General features: G+C 72.8%; 19 protein-coding genes and 1 riboswitch. Of the genes, 9 read left to right on the top strand and 10 right to left on the bottom strand.

Annotated elements, in window-relative coordinates; genetic code table 11:
- Positions 1-56: 56 nt before the first annotated feature.
- Together NQ707_RS09205 and NQ707_RS09200 are read left to right on the top strand one after the other, a co-directional pair.
- Entirely contained in the window at positions 57-374 is a 318-nt protein-coding gene (locus NQ707_RS09205) for a putative quinol monooxygenase (protein ID WP_058731489.1), read from the top strand.
- 7 nt (positions 375-381) lie between these two features.
- Positions 382-1,308, top strand: a complete 927-nt coding sequence (locus tag NQ707_RS09200) for an NrtR DNA-binding winged helix domain-containing protein (protein ID WP_404435555.1) — start codon at positions 382-384, stop codon at positions 1,306-1,308.
- Positions 1,309-1,539: 231 nt separating this feature from the next.
- Here the strand turns inward: NQ707_RS09200 and NQ707_RS09195 are convergent, their stop codons facing one another.
- The 3 genes from NQ707_RS09195 to NQ707_RS09185 form a co-directional block, all read right to left on the bottom strand.
- Positions 1,540-2,169, bottom strand: a complete 630-nt coding sequence (locus tag NQ707_RS09195) for a superoxide dismutase (RefSeq protein ID WP_058731487.1) — start codon at positions 2,167-2,169, stop codon at positions 1,540-1,542.
- A gap of 126 nt (positions 2,170-2,295) precedes the next feature.
- A complete protein-coding gene (locus NQ707_RS09190; protein WP_129358073.1) occupies positions 2,296-2,769 on the bottom strand; it encodes a hypothetical protein in 474 nt (157 codons plus the stop codon).
- Positions 2,770-3,060: 291 nt separating this feature from the next.
- A complete protein-coding gene (locus NQ707_RS09185) occupies positions 3,061-4,755 on the bottom strand; it encodes an AbgT family transporter (RefSeq protein WP_318247408.1) in 1,695 nt (564 codons plus the stop codon).
- Between the two features lie 122 nt (positions 4,756-4,877).
- On the opposite strand from NQ707_RS09185, the gene NQ707_RS09180 reads away from it, so the two are divergent.
- Both NQ707_RS09180 and NQ707_RS09175 read left to right on the top strand, forming a co-directional pair.
- Positions 4,878-5,630, top strand: a complete 753-nt coding sequence (locus tag NQ707_RS09180) for an AzlC family ABC transporter permease (protein ID WP_081101675.1) — start codon at positions 4,878-4,880, stop codon at positions 5,628-5,630.
- Positions 5,627-6,019 carry an AzlD domain-containing protein gene (locus NQ707_RS09175; RefSeq protein ID WP_129358075.1) on the top strand — a complete coding sequence of 131 codons (393 nt, stop codon included), beginning with the start codon at positions 5,627-5,629 and terminating at the stop codon, positions 6,017-6,019. The genes NQ707_RS09180 and NQ707_RS09175 overlap by 4 nt, the downstream gene beginning before the upstream one ends.
- 22 nt (positions 6,020-6,041) lie before the next feature.
- Here the strand turns inward: NQ707_RS09175 and NQ707_RS09170 are convergent, their stop codons facing one another.
- Entirely contained in the window at positions 6,042-7,577 is a 1,536-nt protein-coding gene (locus tag NQ707_RS09170) for an amino acid permease (RefSeq protein WP_404435551.1), read from the bottom strand.
- A gap of 206 nt (positions 7,578-7,783) precedes the next feature.
- Between NQ707_RS09170 and mmuM the strand changes: the two genes are divergently transcribed.
- Positions 7,784-8,803: a homocysteine S-methyltransferase gene (gene mmuM, locus NQ707_RS09165; protein ID WP_404435549.1), complete on the top strand. Its 1,020-nt coding sequence runs from the start codon at positions 7,784-7,786 to the stop codon at positions 8,801-8,803.
- 116 nt (positions 8,804-8,919) lie between these two features.
- On the opposite strand, the gene NQ707_RS09160 is transcribed toward mmuM, so the two are convergent.
- The 6 genes from NQ707_RS09160 to NQ707_RS09135 all read right to left on the bottom strand — a co-directional run bounded on the left by NQ707_RS09160 (position 8,920) and on the right by NQ707_RS09135 (position 14,788).
- Positions 8,920-9,624 (bottom strand): TenA family protein, encoded by a 705-nt coding sequence (locus tag NQ707_RS09160; protein ID WP_404435547.1) that lies wholly within the window; start codon positions 9,622-9,624, stop codon positions 8,920-8,922.
- Positions 9,625-9,772: 148 nt separating this feature from the next.
- Positions 9,773-10,672 (bottom strand): bifunctional hydroxymethylpyrimidine kinase/phosphomethylpyrimidine kinase, encoded by a 900-nt coding sequence (thiD, locus tag NQ707_RS09155; protein WP_217995746.1) that lies wholly within the window; start codon positions 10,670-10,672, stop codon positions 9,773-9,775.
- 11 nt (positions 10,673-10,683) lie between these two features.
- Entirely contained in the window at positions 10,684-11,409 is a 726-nt protein-coding gene (thiE, locus tag NQ707_RS09150) for a thiamine phosphate synthase (protein WP_279752140.1), read from the bottom strand.
- Positions 11,406-12,533, bottom strand: a complete 1,128-nt coding sequence (thiM, locus tag NQ707_RS09145) for a hydroxyethylthiazole kinase (RefSeq protein WP_279752141.1) — start codon at positions 12,531-12,533, stop codon at positions 11,406-11,408. The genes thiE and thiM overlap by 4 nt, the downstream gene beginning before the upstream one ends.
- Positions 12,524-12,618, bottom strand: a riboswitch (TPP riboswitch). It overlaps the preceding gene by 10 nt.
- Positions 12,619-13,716: 1,098 nt before the next feature.
- Positions 13,717-14,160: a DoxX family protein gene (locus NQ707_RS09140; protein WP_100464980.1), complete on the bottom strand. Its 444-nt coding sequence runs from the start codon at positions 14,158-14,160 to the stop codon at positions 13,717-13,719.
- A gap of 67 nt (positions 14,161-14,227) precedes the next feature.
- A complete protein-coding gene (locus NQ707_RS09135; RefSeq protein WP_404435544.1) occupies positions 14,228-14,788 on the bottom strand; it encodes a MarR family winged helix-turn-helix transcriptional regulator in 561 nt (186 codons plus the stop codon).
- A 271-nt stretch (positions 14,789-15,059) separates the two neighbouring features.
- Here NQ707_RS09135 and nhaA point away from each other — a divergent pair, with 271 nt between their 5' ends.
- From nhaA to NQ707_RS09115, 4 genes are all read left to right on the top strand, one after another.
- Positions 15,060-16,328 carry a Na+/H+ antiporter NhaA gene (gene nhaA / locus NQ707_RS09130; RefSeq protein ID WP_404435542.1) on the top strand — a complete coding sequence of 423 codons (1,269 nt, stop codon included), beginning with the start codon at positions 15,060-15,062 and terminating at the stop codon, positions 16,326-16,328.
- Between the two features lie 217 nt (positions 16,329-16,545).
- Positions 16,546-17,718 carry an esterase family protein gene (locus NQ707_RS09125; RefSeq protein WP_058730938.1) on the top strand — a complete coding sequence of 391 codons (1,173 nt, stop codon included), beginning with the start codon at positions 16,546-16,548 and terminating at the stop codon, positions 17,716-17,718.
- Between the two features lie 83 nt (positions 17,719-17,801).
- Positions 17,802-21,143: a bifunctional lysylphosphatidylglycerol synthetase/lysine--tRNA ligase LysX gene (gene lysX, locus NQ707_RS09120; RefSeq protein WP_404435540.1), complete on the top strand. Its 3,342-nt coding sequence runs from the start codon at positions 17,802-17,804 to the stop codon at positions 21,141-21,143.
- Entirely contained in the window at positions 21,140-21,853 is a 714-nt protein-coding gene (locus tag NQ707_RS09115) for a hypothetical protein (RefSeq protein ID WP_064725537.1), read from the top strand. Before lysX ends, NQ707_RS09115 begins: the two co-directional genes overlap by 4 nt.
- Positions 21,854-21,878 lie beyond the last annotated feature (25 nt).

The following is a 21,878-nucleotide window of genomic DNA, read 5'->3' as shown; positions in this document are numbered from 1 at the left end:
CACGGGCCGGGCGTGCCACGATGGAAGGAGACCATCACCGACCCGAGGAGGACCCCATGATCTCGATCGTCGTCCGCTTCCCCGTGAAGCCCGAGCACGCCGACACCTGGATGGAGCACGTCCGGGAGTTCACCGAAGCCACCCGCGCGGAACCCGGCAACAAGTGGTTCCTGTGGAACCGCAGCGTCGAGGACCCCAACGAGTACGTCCTGCTGGAGGCCTTCGAAGACGACGCCGCCGAGGCCCACGTGAACTCCGAGCACTTCCAGAAGGCCATGAAGGACCTGTACCCGCTGATCACCCAGACGCCCAAGATCATCTCCCGGCAGGTCGACGGCGACGGCTGGGACGAGATGGGCGAGCTGAAGAAGTAGCGAAGCTGTGAGCGATGAGGCGGGGACGGCGCCCGGCTTGGCCGGGGCAGGTGGGCCGGTCGGGGCGGCGTCGGCCCCGGTGCAGCTGGCCGTCTCCACGGTGATCCTGGCTCTGCGGCCCGACGAGGCTGCGGCCGGGGTTGCTGAGGCTGGTGCTGCCGAGGCCGGGGGCGAGGCGGCCGATGCCGCGGCGTCGGCGTCCGATACCGGCGCGGCCGGGGCTGGGTCCGCGGCGGCCGACGGTCGGCTGCGGCTGTGGCTGCCGCTGGTGCGGCGCATCCGCGCGCCCTACCGCGGGCTGTTCGCCCTGCCCGGCGGCCCCCTGCCCCCGGAGCTGTCCCTCGAGGAGGCCGCGGCCTCCATGCTGCGGGACGCGACCGGGCTGGTTCCCGGCTACCTGGAGCAGCTCTACGCCTTCGGTCGGGTGCACCGGGGACAGGCCCCCGCCCCGGCGGACGATGCCGAAGCGGCGTCGGGCTCCGAGACGGCGTCGCGGGCATCAGCGGAGGAGGATGCCGCGGCCGAGCGCGTGGTCTCGGTGGTGTACTGGGCGTCGGTGCCCTCCGCGCAGGCGGCGCAGGTGCTCGAGGAGGAGAACGTGCGGTGGTTCCCGGTGGACCGGCTGCCGCGCCTGGCCTTCGACCACCGGGAGATCGTGGACTACGCGCTCACGCGGCTGCGCGCCAAGGTGGAGTACTCGCGGGTCGCGCACTCCTTCCTCGACGAGGAGTTCACGCTGGCGCAGCTGCGCGAGGTCTACGAGGCGATCCTGGGACGGGCCCTGGACCCGGCGAACTTCCGACGCCGGGTGGCCGCCTCCCGTGCCGTCATCGACACCGGCCGACGCCTGACCGGCACCCCTCATCGCCCCCCGCGGCTGTACCGCTACGACGACTCCCTGGCCTTCGCCGACTCCGCCCCGCCCCCGCAGTAACCCGGCCGACGCCGCGGGTACCGGGCACTGCCGTCAGCCGCCATTGACCCCGGCGCTCACCCGCCGTACCGGATCGTGCGTCCGGTGCCGGATCATCCGGCCCGCGCTGCACGATCCGGTCCGCGGCACCGCCCCCGGGTCGCCCCTTAAAGAACCGGAGCCCCGTCCCACCGAGCGCGCGGCTCGGCGGGACGGGGCTCCGACGTCGTCACGGAGACGGACGCGGGGACCTTACGGAACGATGAGGCCCTGGGTCTGGGTGCGGGCGCGGTCGAAGCGCTGCTGCACGTCGGCCCAGTTCACGATGTTCCAGAAGGCCTTGACGTAGTCCGGCTTGACGTTCTGGTAGTCCAGGTAGAAGGCGTGCTCCCACATGTCCAGCTGCAGGATCGGGGTCTGCGCCAGCGGGATGTTGCCGGCCTGCTGGTCGTACATCTGGAACAGGTTCAGGCGCTGCCCGATGGAGTCCCAGGCGAGCACGGCCCAGCCGGAGCCCTGGATGCCGGTGGCGGTGGCGGTGAACTGGCTCTTGAACGCGTCGAAGGAGCCGAAGAAGTCGTCGATCGCCGCGGCGAGCTCACCGGTGGGCTTGTCGCCGCCGTCCGGGGAGAGGTTGTTCCAGAAGATGGAGTGGTTGACGTGGCCGCCGAGGTTGAAGGCGAGGTCCTTCTCCAGCTGGTTCACGAACGCGAGGTCGCCGTTGGCGCGGGCCTCCTCGAGCTTCTGCAGCCCGGCGTTGGCGCCCTTGACGTAGGTGGCGTGGTGCTTGTCGTGGTGCAGCTCCATGATCCGCGCGGAGATGTGCGGCTCGAGGGCGGCGTAGTCGTACGGGAGATCGGGAAGCGTGTACTGGTCAGCCATGTCGATCCTTTCGGTGATCCAGCTTATAGAACCGCCTCCCAGGCTAGCGCCGCCGCCCGCGCTCCACCAGGGCCCCCGGGGGCTTCCGCCACCAGCGGAAGGTGTCCCGGGATGACGACGGCGCCCTCAGCGCGTCCCGCTCGGCGCCCCGATGCGGAACCCGCCCATCCGATACGAGGAGTGCAGGCACAGCACCGCGAGCGCGGTGGGCAGCAGCAGGATGAGCTGCTCCGGCAGCGGGCGGGCGAAGTACCAGCCGTTCCCGGTGAGCACGCCGAGGAGCAGGAGCAGGCCGATCATGAAGCTCGCCGTGGGATGCCCGGTCATCTTCCACCACGGCCGCGGCAGGTTCGACTCATCCGACGCGCGGAAGATGCGGGTCAGCAGATAGGCACCCGCGCACCACAGGACCCACAGCGTGATCTGGTCCGCCCAGACCGATCCGGTCCAGGCCGTGAGCGTCCTCGCCGCCGCGTCCGCCAGCACCCCGACCATCACCACCAGCACCGTTTTGAGGATCGGCGAGCGCACACACCACCGGAACGGATCCTCCACGGGGAAGTCATGCCCGGCGTCCGGAGTGCTCGCTTCTGCTCCCATGCGCACCAGGCTAACCATGACGACGGCGCCCCGGGTCTCGCCCACCCGGCACCGACCCGGCGCATCCGTTCCCGCACCCCACGCTCCCGACGCCGACCCGGCGCATCCGTTCCCGAAAAACCGATTTTCGGGAACGGATGCGCCGGGTCGCGGAAGGGGTGGGAACGGATGCGCCGGGTCGCGGAAGGGGTGGGAACGAAAGCGCCGCCTCGCCTCGGAGAAGGCGCCCGGGTGGGAACGAAAGCCCCGCCTCGCGTCGGCGAGGACGCCGGAGTCGGACCGACGCCCGGCTCACCCGCCGATCATGATGCCGGCGCCCGGGCCCAGGGGCAGGTCGAAGAAGTAGAAGACGCACAGGACGATGAACCACCCGATCCAGAACAGGATCGCGAAGGGCACCAGCCGGGCCATCACGGTGCCCAGGCCGGCCTTCGGCTCGTACTTGCGCAGCATGGTCAGGATGATCACCAGGTAGGGCGACAGCGGGGTGACCACCTGGGTCGCGGAGTCGCCGATGCGGAACGCGGCCTGCACGAAGGCCGGTTCGTACCCGAGCAGTCCGAACATCGGCACGAACACCGCCGCCATCAGCGTCCACATCCCGGAGCCGGAGGTGATGAACAGGTTCAGCAGCGAGCACAGCAGGATGAACAGCACCACGATCGGAAAGCCGGTGATCCCCGCGTCCTGCAGCCCGGTGGCGAGCTTGACGGCGGTCCAGGAGCCGATCCCGGACCAGTTGAACAGGGCCACGAACTGCCCGAGGACGAAGGCGATGACGAGGAACGGGATGAGGTCCTTCAGCGCCAGGCCCATGATGGTCGGCACGTCCTTCATGCCGCGCACCACCCCGGCCACGCGCCCGTAGACGTACCCGCCCACCGCGAACAGCGCGAAGATGATGAACACCAGCGAGTCCATGAGCGGTGACTTGGGGAGGAATCCGCCGTCGTCGTTGCGCCACGGGGAGGCCGGCAGCAGCGCGAACACGATCATCGCGATCCCGACGACGGCCAGGGCGACGGCGCCCCACACCAGCCCCTTCTTCTCCTGCGCGGTGACGGGCCCGGTCTGGTCGAACTGGTCCGCGGGGACGAAGGCGTCCTCCCCGCCGACGGCGCGCATCTGCCGGGTGGTGGGCTGGGCGGGATCCACCGGGTCGCCGCTCTCCTCCTGGGGGACCTGCTGCCGGTTCAGGCGCGGCTCGAGCACCTTGTCGATCAGCCACCCGCAGATGACGGTGAGCACCAGGGACGAGGCGATGTTGAACCAGTAGTTGGACAGCGGGGTGACGGTGGTGGCGGTCTGGGCGACCTGGGGGACGTTGGGCATCACGGCGTTGGTGATCCCGGCGAACAGCGCATCCAGGGTGGTGGGCAGCACCGCCGTCGAGAACCCGGCGTTGACGGCCGCGAAGCCGCCCAGGAGCCCGGCGACCGGGTGGCGACCGACGGCCTTGAAGGCGAGGGCGGCCAGCGGCGGGACGACGAGGAAGGAGGAGTCCGCCATGATCGAGGCGGACACGCCCACGAACGCGACGGCGTAGGGCAGCAGCCAGCGCGGGGCGTTGCCGATGCCCAGGCGGATGGCGGTGGAGAGGAAGCCGGTCTTGTCCGCGATGCCGATGCCGAGCAGGATCGTGGCGACGGTGACCAGCGGCGGGAATCCGATGTAGTTGTCCCCGATGGTGGAGGTGAACCAGGCGATGCCCTCCCCGGTGAACAGGCCCTTGATGGCGAGCTTCTCGTCGGAGCCGGGCATGGTGACCTCGGCCCCGCTCAGGGCCATGACGGTGGAGATGGCGCCGGTGATCAGGAACAGGATGATGAACAGGGTGAAGGGCTCGGGCAGCTTGTTACCGAGCTTCTCCACGGCGGTGAGCAGACGGTCTCCGGCCCCGCGGGTGGGGGCGGTCTGCGCGGTGTCGGTGTCGGTGTCGGCCATGGCGATCTCCGGGTCTCGGCGGGTGCGTGCGATGTGGCTCACGACCCTACCGCCTGCGGATCACGAGCACGTGACGGCGCGGTATCGGGGCCGGGGCCTGGATCGGGGCCGGGCGGCGTCGCCCCGATGTGACGGCGGCCAGTGGATATAGCACGATACGAAATATGAGATCCGTGCCCAGCTCCGGCCGACCGTGGTTCCCGGCGGTCGCTCCTGCCCAGCGCAGGGAGTGCGCGGTGATCGGGGTGACCCTGGTGGCTGTGGGCCTGTCCTACGGGGCGCTGTCCCAGGCCTCGGGCTTCCCCCTGTGGCAGACGGTGATGCTCGCGGCTCTGGCGATCGGCGGTGCCGCGGAGCTGACCTTCGTCGGGGTGGTGGCCGCCGGCGGCGCCCCGATCCTGGCGGTGCTGGGCGGCCTGCTGGTGAACTCCCGGAACTTCGCCTTCGGGCTGAGCATCGGCGAGTACGCTCCGCGGGGTGTGCGCCAGTACCTGGCGGCGCACCTGGCCAATGACGAGACGGCGGCCTTCGCGCGCCCAGGGGCGGATCGCACCGAGCGGTGGCAGCGCTTCGTCCTGATGGCGGTGGTCCTGTTCCCGGCATGGGTGGGCGGCGCCGCCCTGGGCCAGCTGCTGGGATCGGTGGTGGACGCGGACCGGCTGGGGCTAGACGCGGCGTTCCCGGTGATCCTGTTCTGCCTGGTGGTCCAGGACCTGCGCAGCCCCTTCCTGGGGGTGACGGCGGCCGGCGGCGCGCTGCTGGCGGTCGCGGCCACCCCCGTGCTGCCGCTGGGGCTGGGGGCCGTGGCCTCCCTGCTCGCGCTGATCCCGGCGGCCGCCTTCCTGAAGGTGCTCGCCCGGCGTCGTCGGCGGCCCGACGCCGGGGACGGCCGCGCGACGGCGGGAGGTGCGGCATGAGCCCGGCGGCGTTCCTGGCGGCCCTGGCGGGCCTGGCCGGCGGCACCTACCTGATGCGGATCCTGGGGGTGAAGATCGGCGCGCTGTCCGCCCGCACGACGGCGCAGGAGGACGAGGCCGAACCCGCCCGGGAGACCGCGACCGCGGTGTCCCCGCACGAGCTGAGCCAGTCACCGGCGCGGCTGTGGATGGACCGGGCGACGGTGGTGCTGATCGTGGCGGTGGCGGCCACGACCATGCTCTTCGAGGGCCAGGAGGTCGTGGGTTCGGCGCGGATCATCGGGGCGGGCACGGGGATCCTGGCGGCCCTGCTCAAGGCCCCGATGCTGGCCTGCGTGGTCCTGGCGATGGCCGTCTGCGCGGGCCTGCGAGCGCTGGGAGTGGCGTGAGCCCGGGAGCCGACGGCGCGGGTCAGCCGACCGCCGCCTCCCCCGCTTCTCCGCTCCCCGTCTCCGCGCGGCGTCGGGCCCTGCCCACCAGGAACCAGGTGAGGTAGCAGATCGCGACGAAGGGGACCGTCCAGAACAGGGCGGGCCGCTGCTCCGGGTCCAACACGATCAGCACGCAGGAGGCGGCGGTCAGGACCAGCGCCAGCACCGGGACCACCGGGTAGCCCGGGGTGCGGTAGGGCAGGTCCTCCAGGCGCCCGCCCGCGGCGAGGTAGCGACATCGGAACACGAGCTGGCAGGCGCAGATCGCCACCCACACCAGCATGACCGCCAACCCGGAGATGGAGACCAGCACCAGGTACACGCTGCCGGGAGCGAGCACCGAGGAGAGCAGGGTCAGCAGTCCTCCCACCAGGCTCACGAGGGTCGCCCGCACCGGCACCCCGCGGCCGGTGGTGACGCCGAGGAAGCGCGGCACCATGCCCTGCTGGGCCAGCGACCAGAGCATGCGGGTTGAGGCATACAGCCCGGAGTTGGCGGCGGAGAGGATGGCGGTGAGGATCACCAGGTTCATGACGTCCGCGGCATACGGGACGCCGATCCGCTGCAGCACGGTGACGAACGGGCTCTCCACGACCCCGGCATCCCGGTACGGGATCAGCGCGGCGATCACGGTGATCGCCCCGAGGAAGAAGACCACGAGCCGCCAGAGGGCCGCGCGGATCGCCCGCGGCACCGCCTGCCGTGGATTCTGCGCCTCCCCCGCGGTGACGCCGATCAGCTCGGTCCCGGAGTACGCGAAGTTCACGGCGAGTATCGTCGTGAACACGATGGGCAGGCCGTGGGGGAACCAGCCGTCGGCGGTGAGCTCGGAAAAGAACGGCGCCGCAGAGCCGTCGTGCAGCGGCAGCAGGCCGACCATCGCCGCCGCCCCGAGCAGGATGAATGCGACGATCGCCACCACCTTGACCCCGGCCAGCCAGGATTCCGTGCGCCCGAAGATGCGCACCGAGCACAGGTTGATCCCGGCGATCAGCAGGATCGACGCCGCGGAGAACACCCACACCGGAACCTGCGGCAGCCACCGCTGCATGATCAGCCCGGAGGCCGTGAACTCGCTGCCCAGGGCCACCGTCCAGGTCAGCCAGTACAGCACGGCGACGGTGAATCCCGTGCCCGGGCCGAGGAATCGGGTGGCGTAGACGTGGAAGGAGCCGGTCCACGGCATCGCGGTGGACAGCTCCCCGAGGCACATCATCACGAGGTAGACCAGCACCGCACCCACCCCGTAGGCCAGGATGGTGCCGGCCGGGCCGGCCTGGGAGATGGTGTACCCGGAGCTGAGGAACAGGCCCGTGCCGACCACCCCGCCCAGGGAGATCATCAGCAGGTGCCGCTGGGTCATCCCGCGGTGCAGGGCCGTCCCCTCCCCCGGGGCCGCCGCCTCAGGGGCCGCCTCCCCCGGCCCGACCGGATCGGACATCGGCGTCGCGCCGGCGATCTCTGGGGCGCTGACTCCCGACGACCCGGCCCCCTCGGGGGCCCGCTCTGAGCTCATCCTGCTCTCCGTTCTCCGAACCTGCCTGTCCCGCCGCCGCGCCGATCTCCGGCTCGGCTGCCTGCCGCCGACGCGCTGCGGACTCACGGCGAACGCACCGCGGACTCGCGGCGGGACGATCCGGGCGGCATCGGCGTAGGGTGCGTGCAGAACCCTCCCGCGCCGCGTCGGGAGCACCTGCGCACCGTCCCCGAAAGGAAGCCGCGATGCCCCGCCAGCCCTTCCCCACCGCCCTGACCCAGGCCTCCGCGCCCCTGATCCTGGACGGCGCGATGGCCACGGAGCTGGAGGGACTGGGGGTGGACACCTCCACGCCCCTGTGGTCCGCGACGGCGCTGGCTGAGCATCCGGAAGCGGTGCGAGCCGTGCACGAGGCGTACTACCGGGCCGGTGCCCAGGTGGCGACAACGAACACGTACCAGGCGAACATACCGGCCTTCACCGCGGCGGGATGGTCTGCGTCGGAAGCTGACGCGCTGCTGCAACGCGCCGTCACACTCGCACGCGAAGCACGGGATGCGGCGGCGTCGGACGGGTGGGTGGCCGGGTCCGTGGGACCGTACGGGGCGTACCTGGCGGACGGCTCCGAGTACACGGGGCGGTACCAGCTGAGCGAGGAGGAGTTCCGGGACTTCCACCGACCGCGGCTGCGGGCCCTGCTGGGGGCGGGTGCGGAGGCGCTGGCCCTGGAGACCATGCCGCACGTCGGCGAGGTGCGCGCCCTGGTGCGGCAGCTGGCGCAGGAGTTCCCGGACGCCCGGGCGTGGGTGAGCCTGTCCGTGCGGCAGGCGTCCGACGGCGAGGCTGAGGCCGACGGGGGCGGTTCCGACGGCGGGACCGCGTCCGTGCCGGGCGGCGGCGGGCCCCGGGCTGATGACGACGCCGCGCCCGTGCTGTGCGACGGCACCGCCCTGCCGGAGATCGCCGCCCTGCTCGAGGAGTCCCCGCAGGTGGTGGCCGTGGGGGTCAACTGCCTGCCGATCCCCCGCGTGGCCCCGGCCCTGCGGGCGCTGCGTCGGGGCACGGCCAAGCCCCTGGTGGCCTACCCCAATTCGGGGGAGCGCTACGACCCGGTCACCAAATCCTGGGAGCCCGCCCCCGGTCCGGCCTCCCCGGCCGATGCCGCGGCCGGGTGGGCGGCGTCGGGCGCCCGACTGATCGGCGGCTGCTGCCGGACCACCCCTTCGGACATCCGGCGAATCCGGGCCGCCCTCACCCACCCCTGAGCGCCCCGCCCGCCGCCCGCGTCTGGGATTTCGGGCCGGGTTCGTCGTTTCGGGACGGGATATTCCGGTCCCGAAACGACGAACCCGTCCCGAAACCGGATGAGCGACAGGACCGGTCAGCGGGTCCAGACCTCCCGGCGGTGGGCGGCGTCCCAGAACAGCTCCTCCCACCGGCAGGCATCCAGGAAGGCCTCCCGCATCTGCTCGCGCATCGGGGCTGAGGCCTCGCGGGCCGCCTCCTCCACCAGGGCCACCGCGCCCCGGGCCGACGCCGCGAACTCCGGGTCGCCGTACTCGGCCGCCCACCGGCGGAACGGATGCTCCGCCACCTCCTGCGCCCCGCCGGATAAGGCCAGGCCCACCTCCGCGTAGATCCAGAAGCAGGGCAGCACCGCCGCGGCCCCCACCGCGTAGGGGCGCACCGCGCAGGCCGCCACCAGGGAGTGCATATACCCGCGCGTCGTCGGGCTCGGGGCCTGCGGGCGCGGCAGATCCGCCAGCAGCGGGTCGGACAGCAGCTGCCCGTGCAGCGCCTGCTCGGCCTCGACGGCCGTGTGCGCGCTGCCCGCCCAGAACGCTCCCGCCACGGCCGACGGCGCCTTCGCGGCCAGCAGGGCCAGGGCCCGGGAGTACTCGGCGAGGTAGAAGGCGTCCTGCTGCAGGTACTCCGCGAACGCCCCGGGATCCAGGCTCCCGTCGGCCAGCTGCCGCAGGAACGGCAGGCGCAGCACCCGCTCCCGGATGGTCCGGGCCTGCGCCCACCAGTGCCCGGTGTGCTCCCCCGCGCCCCAGCGGTCTTCGTCCAGCACGCTCAGCTCCATCGCGTCCCCATCTTCTCCTCGTCTCCTCGTCATCTCCGCTCCTCCGACCCCAGCTCCGGGACCGTTTCGTGCATCCGGGACCGGATGATCCAGCTCCGAACGCACGAAGCGGTCCACCAGCGACGCCCCCCGGTGAGCCGCGCCGCGCTCAGCGCAGCACCTGCGAGAGGTGGTCCACCGGCCCGTGCCCCGCCTGGGGTGTGCGGGAGAGCCGCCAGGCGGCGCCGTCGTGCAGGGCCCGGGAGAGGAACCGCTTCCCCTCCCGCACGGCCTCCACCAGCTGGGCGTCCCCCAGGGCCGGCCGACCCGCTGCCGCCTCGCCCGATGCCGCCCGGGCCGCGTGGGCCGCGATCGCGGAGGACAGCGTGCACCCCGTCCCATGGGTGTTGCGCGTCGGCACCCGCGGGGCCGACAGCTCCACGGTCCGCGCCGGGGCCCCGGACTCGTCGCGCACCGCCAGCACGTCCACGGCCCGACCCTCCGACGCCGCGTCGTCGTCCAGGTGCCCGCCCTTGAGCAGCGCCATCCGCGGCCCCAGCTCCAGCAGGGCCAGCGCCTGCTCCCGCATCCCCGCGAGATCATCGGCCGCGGGGGCCTCCCCCGCCCCGCCGCCCAGCAGGCGCGCGGCCTCCGGGAGGTTGGGGGTGATCACGTCCGCCAGCGGCACCAGCAGCTCCCGCAGCGCCGCCTCGGCCTCCTCGGCCAGCAGGGGATCGCCGCTGGTGGCGACCATCACCGGATCCACCACCAGCGTCCCCAGCTGCGTCCGACGCCGCCGGAACAGCTGCGCCAGCGCCTCCACCACCTCGGCCTGCCCCAGCATCCCGGTCTTCACGGCATCCACCGGGAGGTCATCCAGCACGGCCTCGACCTGGCTGACCGCGAAGTCCGCCGGCACCGGGTGGACCCCGCGCACCCCCGTCGTGTTCTGGCTGGTCAGGGCCGTCATCGCCGCCGTGCCGTACACCCCGAGCGCGTGGAAGGTCTTCAGATCCGCCTGGATCCCGGCCCCGCCGGAGGGATCGGAGCCGGCCACGCTCAGGGCCACCGCCGGGCGCCTCACGACGCCGCCCCCTCGCTCCGCGCGGCCGGGGCGGCGCTGCCCGCCGCGGCCAGCACGCCCTCGTCCACCACGGCGGCCCGCAGCTCTCGAGCCGCAGCCCGGGGGTTCTCCGACGCCGCGATCGCCGAGACCACGCAGATCCCGTCCACCCCGGCCCCGCGCAGCAACGGCAGGCGATCCGCCCGGATCCCCCCGATGCCCACCGCGACCAGCCCCGCGGCCCGCGCCGGACCGGCCAGCGCGGCCAGGCCCTCCGGACCCAGGGGCGCTGCGGCGTCTGTCTTGGTGGGGGTCGCCCACACGGGGCCGATCCCCACCAGGTCCGCCACCCCGGACTCCGCCGCGGCGCGCACCTCCTCCGCGGTGGAGGCGGACACGCCCACCATCCGCTCCGGGCCCACGGCCCGGCGGGCCACCGCCAGGGAGGCGTCGGACTGCCCCACGTGCACGTGCAACCCCAAGCGCTCGGCCACCCCGACGCGGTCGTTGACCACCAGCGCGGCGGTGCGCCCCAGCGCGTCCTCCGCCCGGCGCACCGCGTCCCGGCAGGCGCGGGCCAGGGCGAGGAATGCGGCGTCGTCGGCGTGCTTATCCCGCACCTGCACGATCCCCGCACCCCCGGCCACGGCCTCGTACACCACGTGCGGCACCCGCTCCGGCCCGCCGCACAGGGCCGTGTCCGTGATGAAGTACAGCGCGGGGTCCACGCCCTCCGGGATCATGCCAGCTCCTCCATCCCCACCAGCTCGACGACGCCGGCGCCGTCCAGTGCGTGCAGCGCGTCCAGCCACGCGACGCGGAAGGAGCCCGGCCCCCTGGCCTCGCGACCAGCCAGGATCCCGGCCGCCCCCAGGTGGGCATGGGCGGCCAGCACGGCGTCGTGGGCATCGAGGCGAACGGGCGTCTCCCGGCCCGGCGCGGCGGCATCCGGGGACTGTGAGCCCTGAGAAGAGCCGGTCCCCGCCGAGGATCCTGCCTCCGACCGAGGTCCAGCGCCCATCTCCGGCCCGACCTCTGGCGAGGATCCGGCGTCCTGGCCGTCGGAGGCGGACTTCGCCTGCCCGCCGCCCGTGCCGGTCACCTCCCGAACGGCGCCCAGGTACGCGGCGACCACCGCGCCCAGCGCGCAGCCGGTGCCGATCACCAGGGGCATCAGCGGGTGCCCGCTGACCAGGCGGGTGACCCGGTGCGCGGAGACGATCAGGTCCCGCTCCCCGGACACGGCCACCACCGCGCCGGTGTGCTCGGCCAGGGCGCGGGCCGCCTCCAGGGCGGACTCCACGGTGTCCGTGGCGTCCACCCCGCGGCCGCCCGCGCCCCTCCCGGCGAGAGCGGAAACCTCGCTGGCGTTGCCGCGGATCGCCGCCGGAGACAGCTCGAGGACCTCCCGGGCGAAGCCGGTGCGCGGTTCGAGCACGCCGACCGCCACCGGATCCAGCACCCACGGCACCCCGTGATCCCGGGCGCCGGCGATGCCGCGGCGGTAGGCCAGCAGGTTCTCGTCGGAGGGGTTGCCCACGTTGACCAGGACGCCGTCGGCCAGGCCCGCGAAGACGCCGGCCTCCTCCGGGTGGTCCACCATCGCCGGGGACGCGCCGACGGCCAGGAGCACGTCCGCGCTGATCTCCCGGACGACGGAGTTGGTCATGGCGTGGACCAGGGGGCCGCGAGCGCGCACGGCATCCACGGCCGCGGCCACGCGCGCGGGAAGGTCGGAGGCCGACGCCTCCCCGGCGGGGGCGGAGCCGGGGGTATCGGGGCCGCGGTGCGATGCGGCGTCGGGGGCTTGGGAGTTCGGGAGGTTCCGGGATTCCCGGGGGTCTCCGGACGTGGTGAAGTGCGTCATGGTGACGTCCCTCCGCTAGTGCTGGCTAGATCAGGTTCCAAGGGTCTGTCTCAGCCGCCCACGGGCGGCACCCCTCGTCACGGGCTCCCCGCGCGGCGCCGGTGCGACGGCCGCAGGGGAGGTCAGGCCGCATCCTCGCGACCGACTCAGGCCTCACTGTAGTACGCATCACCGCGGAAGCGCCGCCGTGCGACATCGGGGGTGAGGGGGATGGGCCCGCCTCCGGCCGGGACGAAACGCTGGGGTGAGCGGGGGCGGGCGGGATGAGTGGGGTGGGTGGGGATGGGGTGTCCACCGGGTTGTCCACAGGGGCTGTCCACACCCGTGGAGAACTCACACCGATGTGGTTCCCGACGACGCGCCCCTGCGGGCCCGTTCCACACCGATCCGGTCCCCTCATCCCCCGACATATCCCCACCTGTGGAAAACTCCGTGCACAACGGGTCGACCGCGGGCCGCCTCCGACGTCGGGGGTGTGGACGGCTGTGGATAACGGCGACGCAGCGCGGCATCCGATCAGCGGGAGGCGCGCGGCCGGGGATCGGGGCGTCACCGAGGGCGCGGCCCCCGAGCCACGGAACCCTCCTCGCCCCCAGACGTGCCCCCGGATCCCCGATCTTCCGCGGAATTCCGGGGGATGCCCCCGGTAGCCAGACGCCCTCGGAGCACCGAGATCCCCCAGAGAGATCCGGAGAACCCCGCCGGCCGAGCACCGGGCCCGCACCGGGCGCGCACCGCGGACGCGGGGGTGCGGGTATCCGATTCTCCACCGTCCCATCCACAGGCGCTGTGAAATGACAGCGGTGTGTTTCGTGCGAGGTGGGTCACCGTTCGAACACCCTCGCCGGGGCCGAGGGCCCGCAGCGGGCGGGGCGCGGCGGGCGCGGAAGACATGCGCGCATCGGCACTCGCAGACGTCTTCGAGTTGTTCACAATGTTGTACACACCTGTGGATAACCTTCTCCACCGGTGTGCACCGCGCCGCCGCCCGATGCTCGATATCCGATGTCGGGAGCGCAGCGTCGATGACGCCGATGACGGCGGACCGTTCTGACCCCAGACGCACCGCAGGGCGGCACCCCGATGCGAGGATCAGGGTGCCGCCCTGCGCGGCGGACGGAAGCGTCGGTCGGAAGCGGCGGTCGGATGCGGCGGATTCGCTGCCCCGCCGGGGAGGGTCCGCTCAGGCCAGCAGGCTCGCCCCAGGACGGCCTTCGAAGGCCCCGGAGATCGCCAGGCGGCCCGGCCCGGTGAAGGCCAGCGCCAGCGCACCCAGGGCCAGGACCAGCACGAACTCGTAGCCGCCGTCGCTGGCGAAGAACCCGGCGGAGGCGTGGGCGAAGTAGATCGCGCCGAGCATCTCCAGGCCCAGCAGCAGCCCGGCCAGGCGGCTGAGCAGCCCCACGATCAGGGCGATGCCGCCGATGAACTCCAGGTAGGCGGCGAAGGCCGCGGACAGCTCGGCGGCAGGCACGCCCATCTGCGCGAAGTTCGCGGCGGTGCCGTCCACCGTCCACGTGTGGATCTTCTGCCAGCCGTGCATCAGGAAGACGATGCCGAGCACCACACGCAGCAGGAGCAGCCCGAAGGAGGCGCGGAAAGTCGAGGTCTCGTTGCGGTAGCTCATAGTCGGCTACTTTACCGATCAATGAAATTTCCGCTAGGGGTTCGTCACAGAAGGCGACGTCGGGGCGTCACCTCTCGGCGTCGCCCCCCGGGCAGGCCTGCCCCAGGCGCGGATGCTGCCCGCGCTCCAGCTGCGCGTTGATCACCGCGGAGGGCTTCCCGCCCAGCAGTGCCTCGCCGATGCCGGCCAGCTGGGTCACCTGGCGGCGGGTCAGGTGGTTGAACACCGAGCGGCGCACCTGCTCGACGTGGCCGGGGGCCGCGGCCTCCAGGACCTCGCGCCCGACCGGCAGCAGGTGGCACAGGGTCACCCGACGGTCCACGGTGGAGGTGGAGCGGCGCACGAAGCCCTGCTCCTCCAGGCGCTTGACCACCCGGGAGAGCCGAGCCAGGCGGGTGGAGGTCTGCGCGGACAGATCGGACATGGACAGCCGCTGCTCCGGAGCCTCGGAGAGCATCGCCAGGACCATGTACTCCACGAAGCCCAGGCCGGAGTCCCGCTGCAGCTGGTTCTCCAGCTGACCGGGAAGCTGGAACATGATCGCGGACAGGCACAGCCAGGCGTCGCGCTCCTCGGGGCTGAGCCACCGGGGCTCCCGATCGCTGCCCTCACCCACGCCGGTGGCCATAGCGCCGCTCCCCTCTGCTCGTGATCCTCCGCTGCTGCGCGCCCCTCGATTATGCCCCAGCACCCGGACCCCGTCCCGCACGCCTCTCCCCGGGCACGACCCGCCCTCCCGCCGTCGGCCCTGGTCCACGCCCCCGAGATTCGGTAAGCTCGCTGGTCGGTGTGCCGGGAAGTCTGGTCGGCATGCGCGGACGTCTCCTGCGGCGCAGGGCGACCCCGCGCATCCTCGTCTCACCCGTCCCCAGCGGACGCCGACCGCGAAAGCGAGCACCATGACCGCCGACTCCCCGACGCCGCCCGCCCTCCTCTCCCGCCTCGGCTCCCTCCTGCGCAGCGAGGCCGCGGGCGGGGCGCTCCTGCTGCTGGCCACCCTGGCCGCGCTCATCCTGGCCAACTCCGGCCTCGCCCCGACCTACTTCGGCGTCCGGGATCACCATCTCGACGTCGACCTCGGGCCTCTGCCCCTGCACCTGTCCCTCGGGCACTGGGCCTCGGACGGGCTCCTGGCGGTGTTCTTCTTCCTCGTGGGCCTGGAGCTGAAGAAGGAGATCCTCGACGGGGACCTGCGGGATCCGGGCAAGGCCCTCGTGCCGGTCGCCGCGGCGGTCGGCGGGGTCATCGTACCCGCCCTGATCTTCCTCGGCGTCACCGCGATGATGCCGGACTCCCCCGCGGAGGCGGCCCGCGGCTGGGCCGTGCCCACCGCCACGGACATCGCCTTCGCGGTGGCCGTGCTCGCCGTCATCGGGCGGAACCTGCCCTCCGCGCTGCGGCTGTTCCTGCTGACCCTGGCCGTGGTGGATGACCTCCTGGCCATCACCATCATCGCCGTGTTCTACACGGAGCAGGTGCACCTGCTCTACCTGGGCCTGGCCGTGCTGCCGCTGCTGGCCTACGCCCTGCTCGCCCAGCGGTTGCAGGCCGTGTTCCTGCGCCGCGTGGGGGCCACCTGGCTGCTCCTGCTGCCCCTGGGCTTCCTCGTCTGGGCGCTGTTCGTCGGCTCCGGGATCCACGCGACCATCGCCGGGGTCCTGCTGGGCCTGTGCGTGCCGGTGCTGCCCGGGCGGCGCACCCCCGACGACGCCGGGCACAGCCTCGCCGAGGCCATGGAGCACCACCTGCGCCCCCTGTCCGCCGGGGTGTGCGTGCCCGTGTTCGCGTTCCTGTCCGCCGGGGTCGCGGTGGGCGGATGGTCCGGCTTCGCCGAGGCCGCCACCTCCCCCGCGGGCCTGGGCGTGGTGCTGGGGCTGGTGCTCGGCAAGGCCGTGGGCATCACCGGAGCCACCTGGCTGGTGACCCGCCTGCCCGGCACCCGCCTGGACCCGTCCCTGCGCTGGCTGGACGTGGTGGGGGTGTCCCTGCTGGCCGGCATCGGCTTCACCGTCTCCCTGCTGATCGCGGAGCTGGGCTTCGAGCCCGGCTCGGCCCTGAACGACGCCGCGAAGATCGGCATCCTCACCGGCTCCGCGGTGGCCGCCCTGGCCGGCGCCGCCGTCCTCGGCCCCCGCAGCCGGGCCCGCGCCCGAGCGCCCCGCGCCTGACTGACCCTCCTCGCCTGACCCCCCCCGCGCCGAATCATCGATTCCGACGAGAATCCGGCCGAAAATCCGTCGGAATCGATGACTCGGCGCGGAAGGGGCGGGCGGAGATAGAGGTTGAGGGGGCGCCTCGTGCGGGAAATTCCCATGAATCTCTCGTATCCTGCCCCTCGGGCCGCGCACGTTCCGCCGGCCCTCGCACCACGGGGAGAGGATACGGGTGAAGGCCTTCGAGATCACCGGGTTGGGCTTCATCGGCACGCTGCTGGCGGTGACCGTCGTCGTCTTCCTCCTCGCCGTGTTCCTGCCGCCGCGGATGCGCCGGACCGGCTGGCTGCGCTACCTCGTGCAGGCCGTGAGCCTGGTGCTGGTGGCCGCACTCGCCCTGGCCAGCGTCGCGGCGCTGCTGAACCGGGACAACAACTGGTACACCAGCTGGGATGAGCTCACCGCGGGTCCCGCCCCCGCGGCCACCACCACCCACTACGGCGCGGTACCTGCGGCCGTGACCACCCCCGCGACCGTGCGCCAGACCCCCACCGAGCTGCAGTCCCACCCGGAGGACAACCCGCAGTTCGGGCACCTGCTGGACCGCGACGCCGAGGACGGGCAGTACCTCACCTTCCACTTCAAGGGCCCCGTCACCGGGCAGGCCAACGACCTCATGATCTGGCTGCCCGCCTCCTACCTCAGCCACCCGGACCGCTTCTACCCCGTGATCCTGGGCTTCACCGGCTTCCCCGGCTCCCCCGCGACCTACTCGAAATCCGTGGACTACGGGCAGATGATCGCCGACGCCGCGCAGAACCGCAGCATGCGCGAGGCGATCTTCGTGGTGCCCAACGTCTCCCCCGGCAGCTACGACAGCGAGTGCGTGGACGGGGACCGCCCCGTGCACGGGATGGGCACCCCCAAGGCGGAGAGCTACGTGACCCGGGACGTGGTGCCGTGGCTGCGCCAGAACCTGCGCACCATCGACGACCCCCGCGCCTGGTCCACCGAGGGCTACAGCGCCGGCGGCTGGTGCTCGGCCATGCTCACCCTGCGCCACCCGGACCTGTTCGGCACCGCCATGATCCAGTCCGGGTACTTCAGCCCCATCTACACCGGCGCGCAGCAGTGGACCGAGGCCCGGGACCCCAAGTACGACCTGGCCCGCATCGCCCGCGACGAGGCCCCCGACGTCGCGCTGTACTACTACTCCTCCACCGACGACACCCTCTCCTGGCCGGCCGCCGAGGCCTTCCGCCGCTCCGTGCGCGCACCCACCTCCCTGTCCGTGAACACCGTGCCCGTGGGCGGGCACCGGCTGGATGTGTGGCTGCCCGGGATGGAGCAGGGGCTGCAGTGGCTGGGCCGGACCAGCCCGTACTTCGCCCCCACTGCCACCTGAGCCGAACGCCCCCGCTCACCCACCGCACCGCCGCACCGCTCACCGCGGCCGATCCGCACCCGCCACCGAGGAGCCGCACCGCCATGAAGACCCGCACCGTGAAGACAGCACCCGGGGAGCGCACGGCCCGCTGCCTGACGTGGATGTATGCGGGGGCCGTCATCGTCAACATCGCCCTGCTGATCGGCACCCCGCTGCGCGGCGGCTTCAGCTTCATCGAGTTCGCGGCCTACGTGCTGAACCTGCCCGTGGAGCGCAGCCTGATCGCCACGGTCGCCTCGATCGTCATCTTCTGGGCGCTGATGCGGCGCAAGCGGGCCGGGCTGTGGGCGGCCCTGTTCTTCCAGGTCGCCGGCTCCGCGCTGGCCCTGGTCTCCACGATCTCCCTGCCCCTGCCCTGGACCCTCGAGGAGGAGCCGCCCTCCGGGCTGTGGGTGGCCATCGGGGCGAACGCGATCAGCGTGATCATCGGCGTGGTGCTCACCGTGCTCCTGGTGCGGGCCCGGCGGGCCTTCCCCGCCCGCACCCTGCGCTCCTCCTACGGGATGGCCCTGGCCGTGCTCGGCGGCGGCTTCCTCCTCGCCCTGGTGGCCTCCTGGCTGGTGCTGCCGGTGAGCTCCTGGACGCACTTCGGCACCCTGATGCTGCGGGCCCTCGGGGTGAACACCGGGTGGGCCATCCACAGCCTGCCGCACGTGCAGCGCTGGCAGGTCCAGACCATCACCACCATCTACGGCGTCGTCGCGATCGCGGCGATCTGGGTGTTCCTGCGCTCCGGCAAGCCCGTGCACTCCTGGACCGAGGAGCGGGAGATGCACCTGCGCCGGCTGCTGCACGAATACGGCGGGCAGGACTCCCTGTCCTACTTCGCCACTCGGCGGGAGAAGTCCGTGATCTTCTCCCCGGACGGGCGGGCCGCCGTGGCCTACCGGGTGATCCGGTCGGTGTCCCTGGCCGCCGGAGACCCCATCGGGGATCCGGCCTCCTGGGACGCGGCGATCCGCGAGTGGAAGAAGGAGGCGCGCACCTACGGCTGGATCCCCGCCGTGATCAGCGCCTCCAAGGTCGGCGCCCCGGCCTACGTACACACGGGGATGTCCGTGATCCCGCTGGGCGACGAGGCGATCATCCACCCGGAGCGGTTCTCCCTGAACAACACCTCCATGACGGAGATGCGCCACACCGTCGCCCGCCTGCAGAAGGCCGGGATGACCCTGCGCATCCGCCGCCACGGGGAGCTCAGCCCCGAGGAGCTGCAGGCCGTCATCGAGCACACGGACTCCTGGCGCCACGGGGACACCGAGCGGGGCTTCTCCATGGCGCTGAGCCGCCTCGGGGACCCCGCCGATGCCCGCTGCCTGCTGGTCACCGCGCACACCGCCGACGGCGCCGCCGTCGGCCTGCTCTCCTTCGTCCCCTGGGGGGCCTCCGGGATCTCCCTGGACGTGATGCGCCGCTCCCCGGACTCCCCCAACGGCACCACCGAGTTCATGATCGCGACCCTGCTCGGGCAGTGCCCTGAGCTGGGCATCACCCGCGTGTCCCTGAACTTCGCGATGTTCCGGGAGACCTTCGCCCGCTCCCACGAGTTCGGCGCCAGCGCCTGGACCCGCTTCAACTCCTCCGTGCTGGGGGTGCTGGACCGGTTCCTGCAGCTGGAGCGGCTGTACCAGTTCAACCAGCGCTTCCACCCCGAGTGGGTGCCGCGCTACCTGTGCCTGGACTCCAAGCTGTCCGCCGTCAACGTGGCCCTGGCCTCCGGGCTGGCGGAGGGCTTCCTGCCGCAGTGGCTGCTGCCCAAGACCCCCGCGCACCCCGGGCTGTCCCCGGAGAACCTCGCCGCCCTGCGGGAGCTGGAGCGTCAGCGCGTGGGCGCCGATGACCTCACCCCGGAGTGGAGCGACCAGACTCGCCACCGCATCGCGCACCTGGAGCAGATGCGCGCGGCCGGGTTGGAGCCCTACCCGAAGGGCGACGGTCAGGGCGTGAGCGTGTCCGCGCTGGCCCGGATGCTCGCGCACGAGCCCGCCGGGACGCCGGCGGCGGTCGTCGGGCGGATCCGGTCCATCCGGCGCCACGGCGGGGTGGCCTTCCTGGAGCTGGTGGAACACGGGACGACGTTGCAGGTGGTGCTGGAGCGCGACGTGCTCGGCGCCGAGTCCCTGCGCCGGGTGCGCTGGGCGGACACCGGGGACCACGTGCTGATCCGCGGCAGGCTGGGCGCCTCCCGCACCGGCACCCCGTCCCTGCTGGCCGAGTCCTGGCGGATCCTGTCCAAGTGCCTGCATCCCATCCCCTTCGGCTCCTTCACGGACCCGGAGGCCCGGCTGCGCCGCCGCTCGGTGGACCTGATCGTCAACCCGGAGGAGTCCCGGCGCCTGCGCGTGCGAGCGCAGACCATCCGGGCGATCCGACGCACCCTGGATGCGGACGGCTTCCTGGAGGTGGAGACGCCGATGCTCAACACCGTGCACGGCGGCGCCTCCGCCCGGCCCTTCAAGACCTTCATCAACGCCTACGGGGTGGATCTGACCCTGCGCATCGCCCCGGAGCTGTACCTGAAGCGCCTGGTGGTCGGGGACATGGGCCCGGTGTACGAGCTGGGCCGGGACTTCCGCAACGAGGGGGCGGATGCCACCCACAACCCCGAGTTCACGGTGCTGGAGGCCTACCAGCCCTACGCCGACTACGACGCGATGCGCCTGCTGACCGAGCGGATCATCAAGAGCGCCGCGCGCGCGGTGTTCGACGCCGAGCAGCTGCCGCTGCGCCACGGGGAGCACCCCAAGGATCCGAGCACCCCGGCCGTGCTCACCGACGTCTCCGGCGAGTGGCCCGTGGTCAGCGTGCTGGATGCGGTCTCCGCGGCTGTGGGCCGGCGCATCGACCTGGACACGGACTTCGAGGTGCTGATGCGCCTGGCCGCCGAGCACGAGATCCACGTCCGGGACGACATGGGCCCGGGCGCGGTGATCGAGGAGCTGTACGGCGAGCTGGTGGAGGCCAAGACGGTGCGCCCGACCTTCTACCGCGACTTCCCGGTGGAGACCTCGCCGCTGGCCGGCCCGCACCGCAGCATCCCCGGGCTGGCCGAGCGGTGGGACCTGGTGATCAACGGCACCGAGATGGGCACGGCCTACTCGGAGATGGCCGACGCCCTGGAGCAGCGGCGCCGCCTGACCGAGCAGTCCCTGAAGGCCGCCGCCGGGGATCCGGAGGCGATGCAGATCGACGAGGACTTCCTGGCCGCCCTGGAGACGGGCCTGCCGCCCACGGGCGGGCTGGGCATCGGCATCGACCGGCTGATCATGATGCTCACCGACGCCCCGATCCGCGGGGTGCTGGCCTTCCCGTTCGTGCGCCCGGCCCCCGGGGCCCGCCCCGCCGGGCGCACCGCCGGCGCCGAGTCCGTCAGCTCGGCATGAGCATCCCGGCGTACCTCGCCGCCTGCGCGGGCCTGGCCCTGGGCGGCTTCGATCCGGGGCCCCTGCTGATCGCCGCGGTGTTCATGGCCGCCCGCACGGCCCCCGACGCCGCCCGGGCCGTGCGCCGGTCCGTGTTCGGCTTCGGCGCGGTGCTCATCGGCGGGACCATCGCCTGGGGGATCGCGCTGTCCCTGGTGTTCGGGAAGTCCCTGGCGGACATCCCGTGGGGGCACTGGCTGCGCGCCGGGGCGGGGGCCGCCGGCGTCGAGCTGCTCCTGGGCCTGGTGGCCCTGGGCTGGGCTGGCTGGGCGTGGCGGCGCCGGAACCGCCCACCGCGCCCGGAGCGCAACCGCAGCTCCTGGGGGCTGCTGGCGGTGGCCGTGGGCTTCGTGGCGATCGTGACCACGGACCCCCCGTTCATCGTGGCCGTGGGGCTGTCCGGGGATCAGCCGCTGTGGGCCGTGATCGCGGGGCAGATCATCTGGGCGGTGGTCTCCCAGGCGCCGCTGTTCGTGCTGTGCCTGGCGGTGCTGGCCAACCGACACCGCGCCGTCGCCCGCACGGTGGGCGGCTGGTGGGAGCGCTTCCGCCCGGTGCTCAACGTGCTCCTGCCCCTGGGGGTCGGGCTGCTGGGTCTGGTGCTGATCTCCGACGCCGCGGAGTACTTCGCCCTGGGTCGCTTCCTCATCGACCCCCGCGGGGTGCTGTAGCCGACGACGCCGGCCCGGCCCACTC

The sequence above is a fragment of the Rothia sp. BD8 genome (genome assembly GCF_044878465.1).
In the GTDB taxonomy this organism is placed as follows: domain Bacteria; phylum Actinomycetota; class Actinomycetes; order Actinomycetales; family Micrococcaceae; genus Rothia; species Rothia kristinae.
The sequence above is the reverse complement of the archived record's forward strand: the minus strand, read 5'-3'. Positions and strand labels throughout refer to the sequence as shown.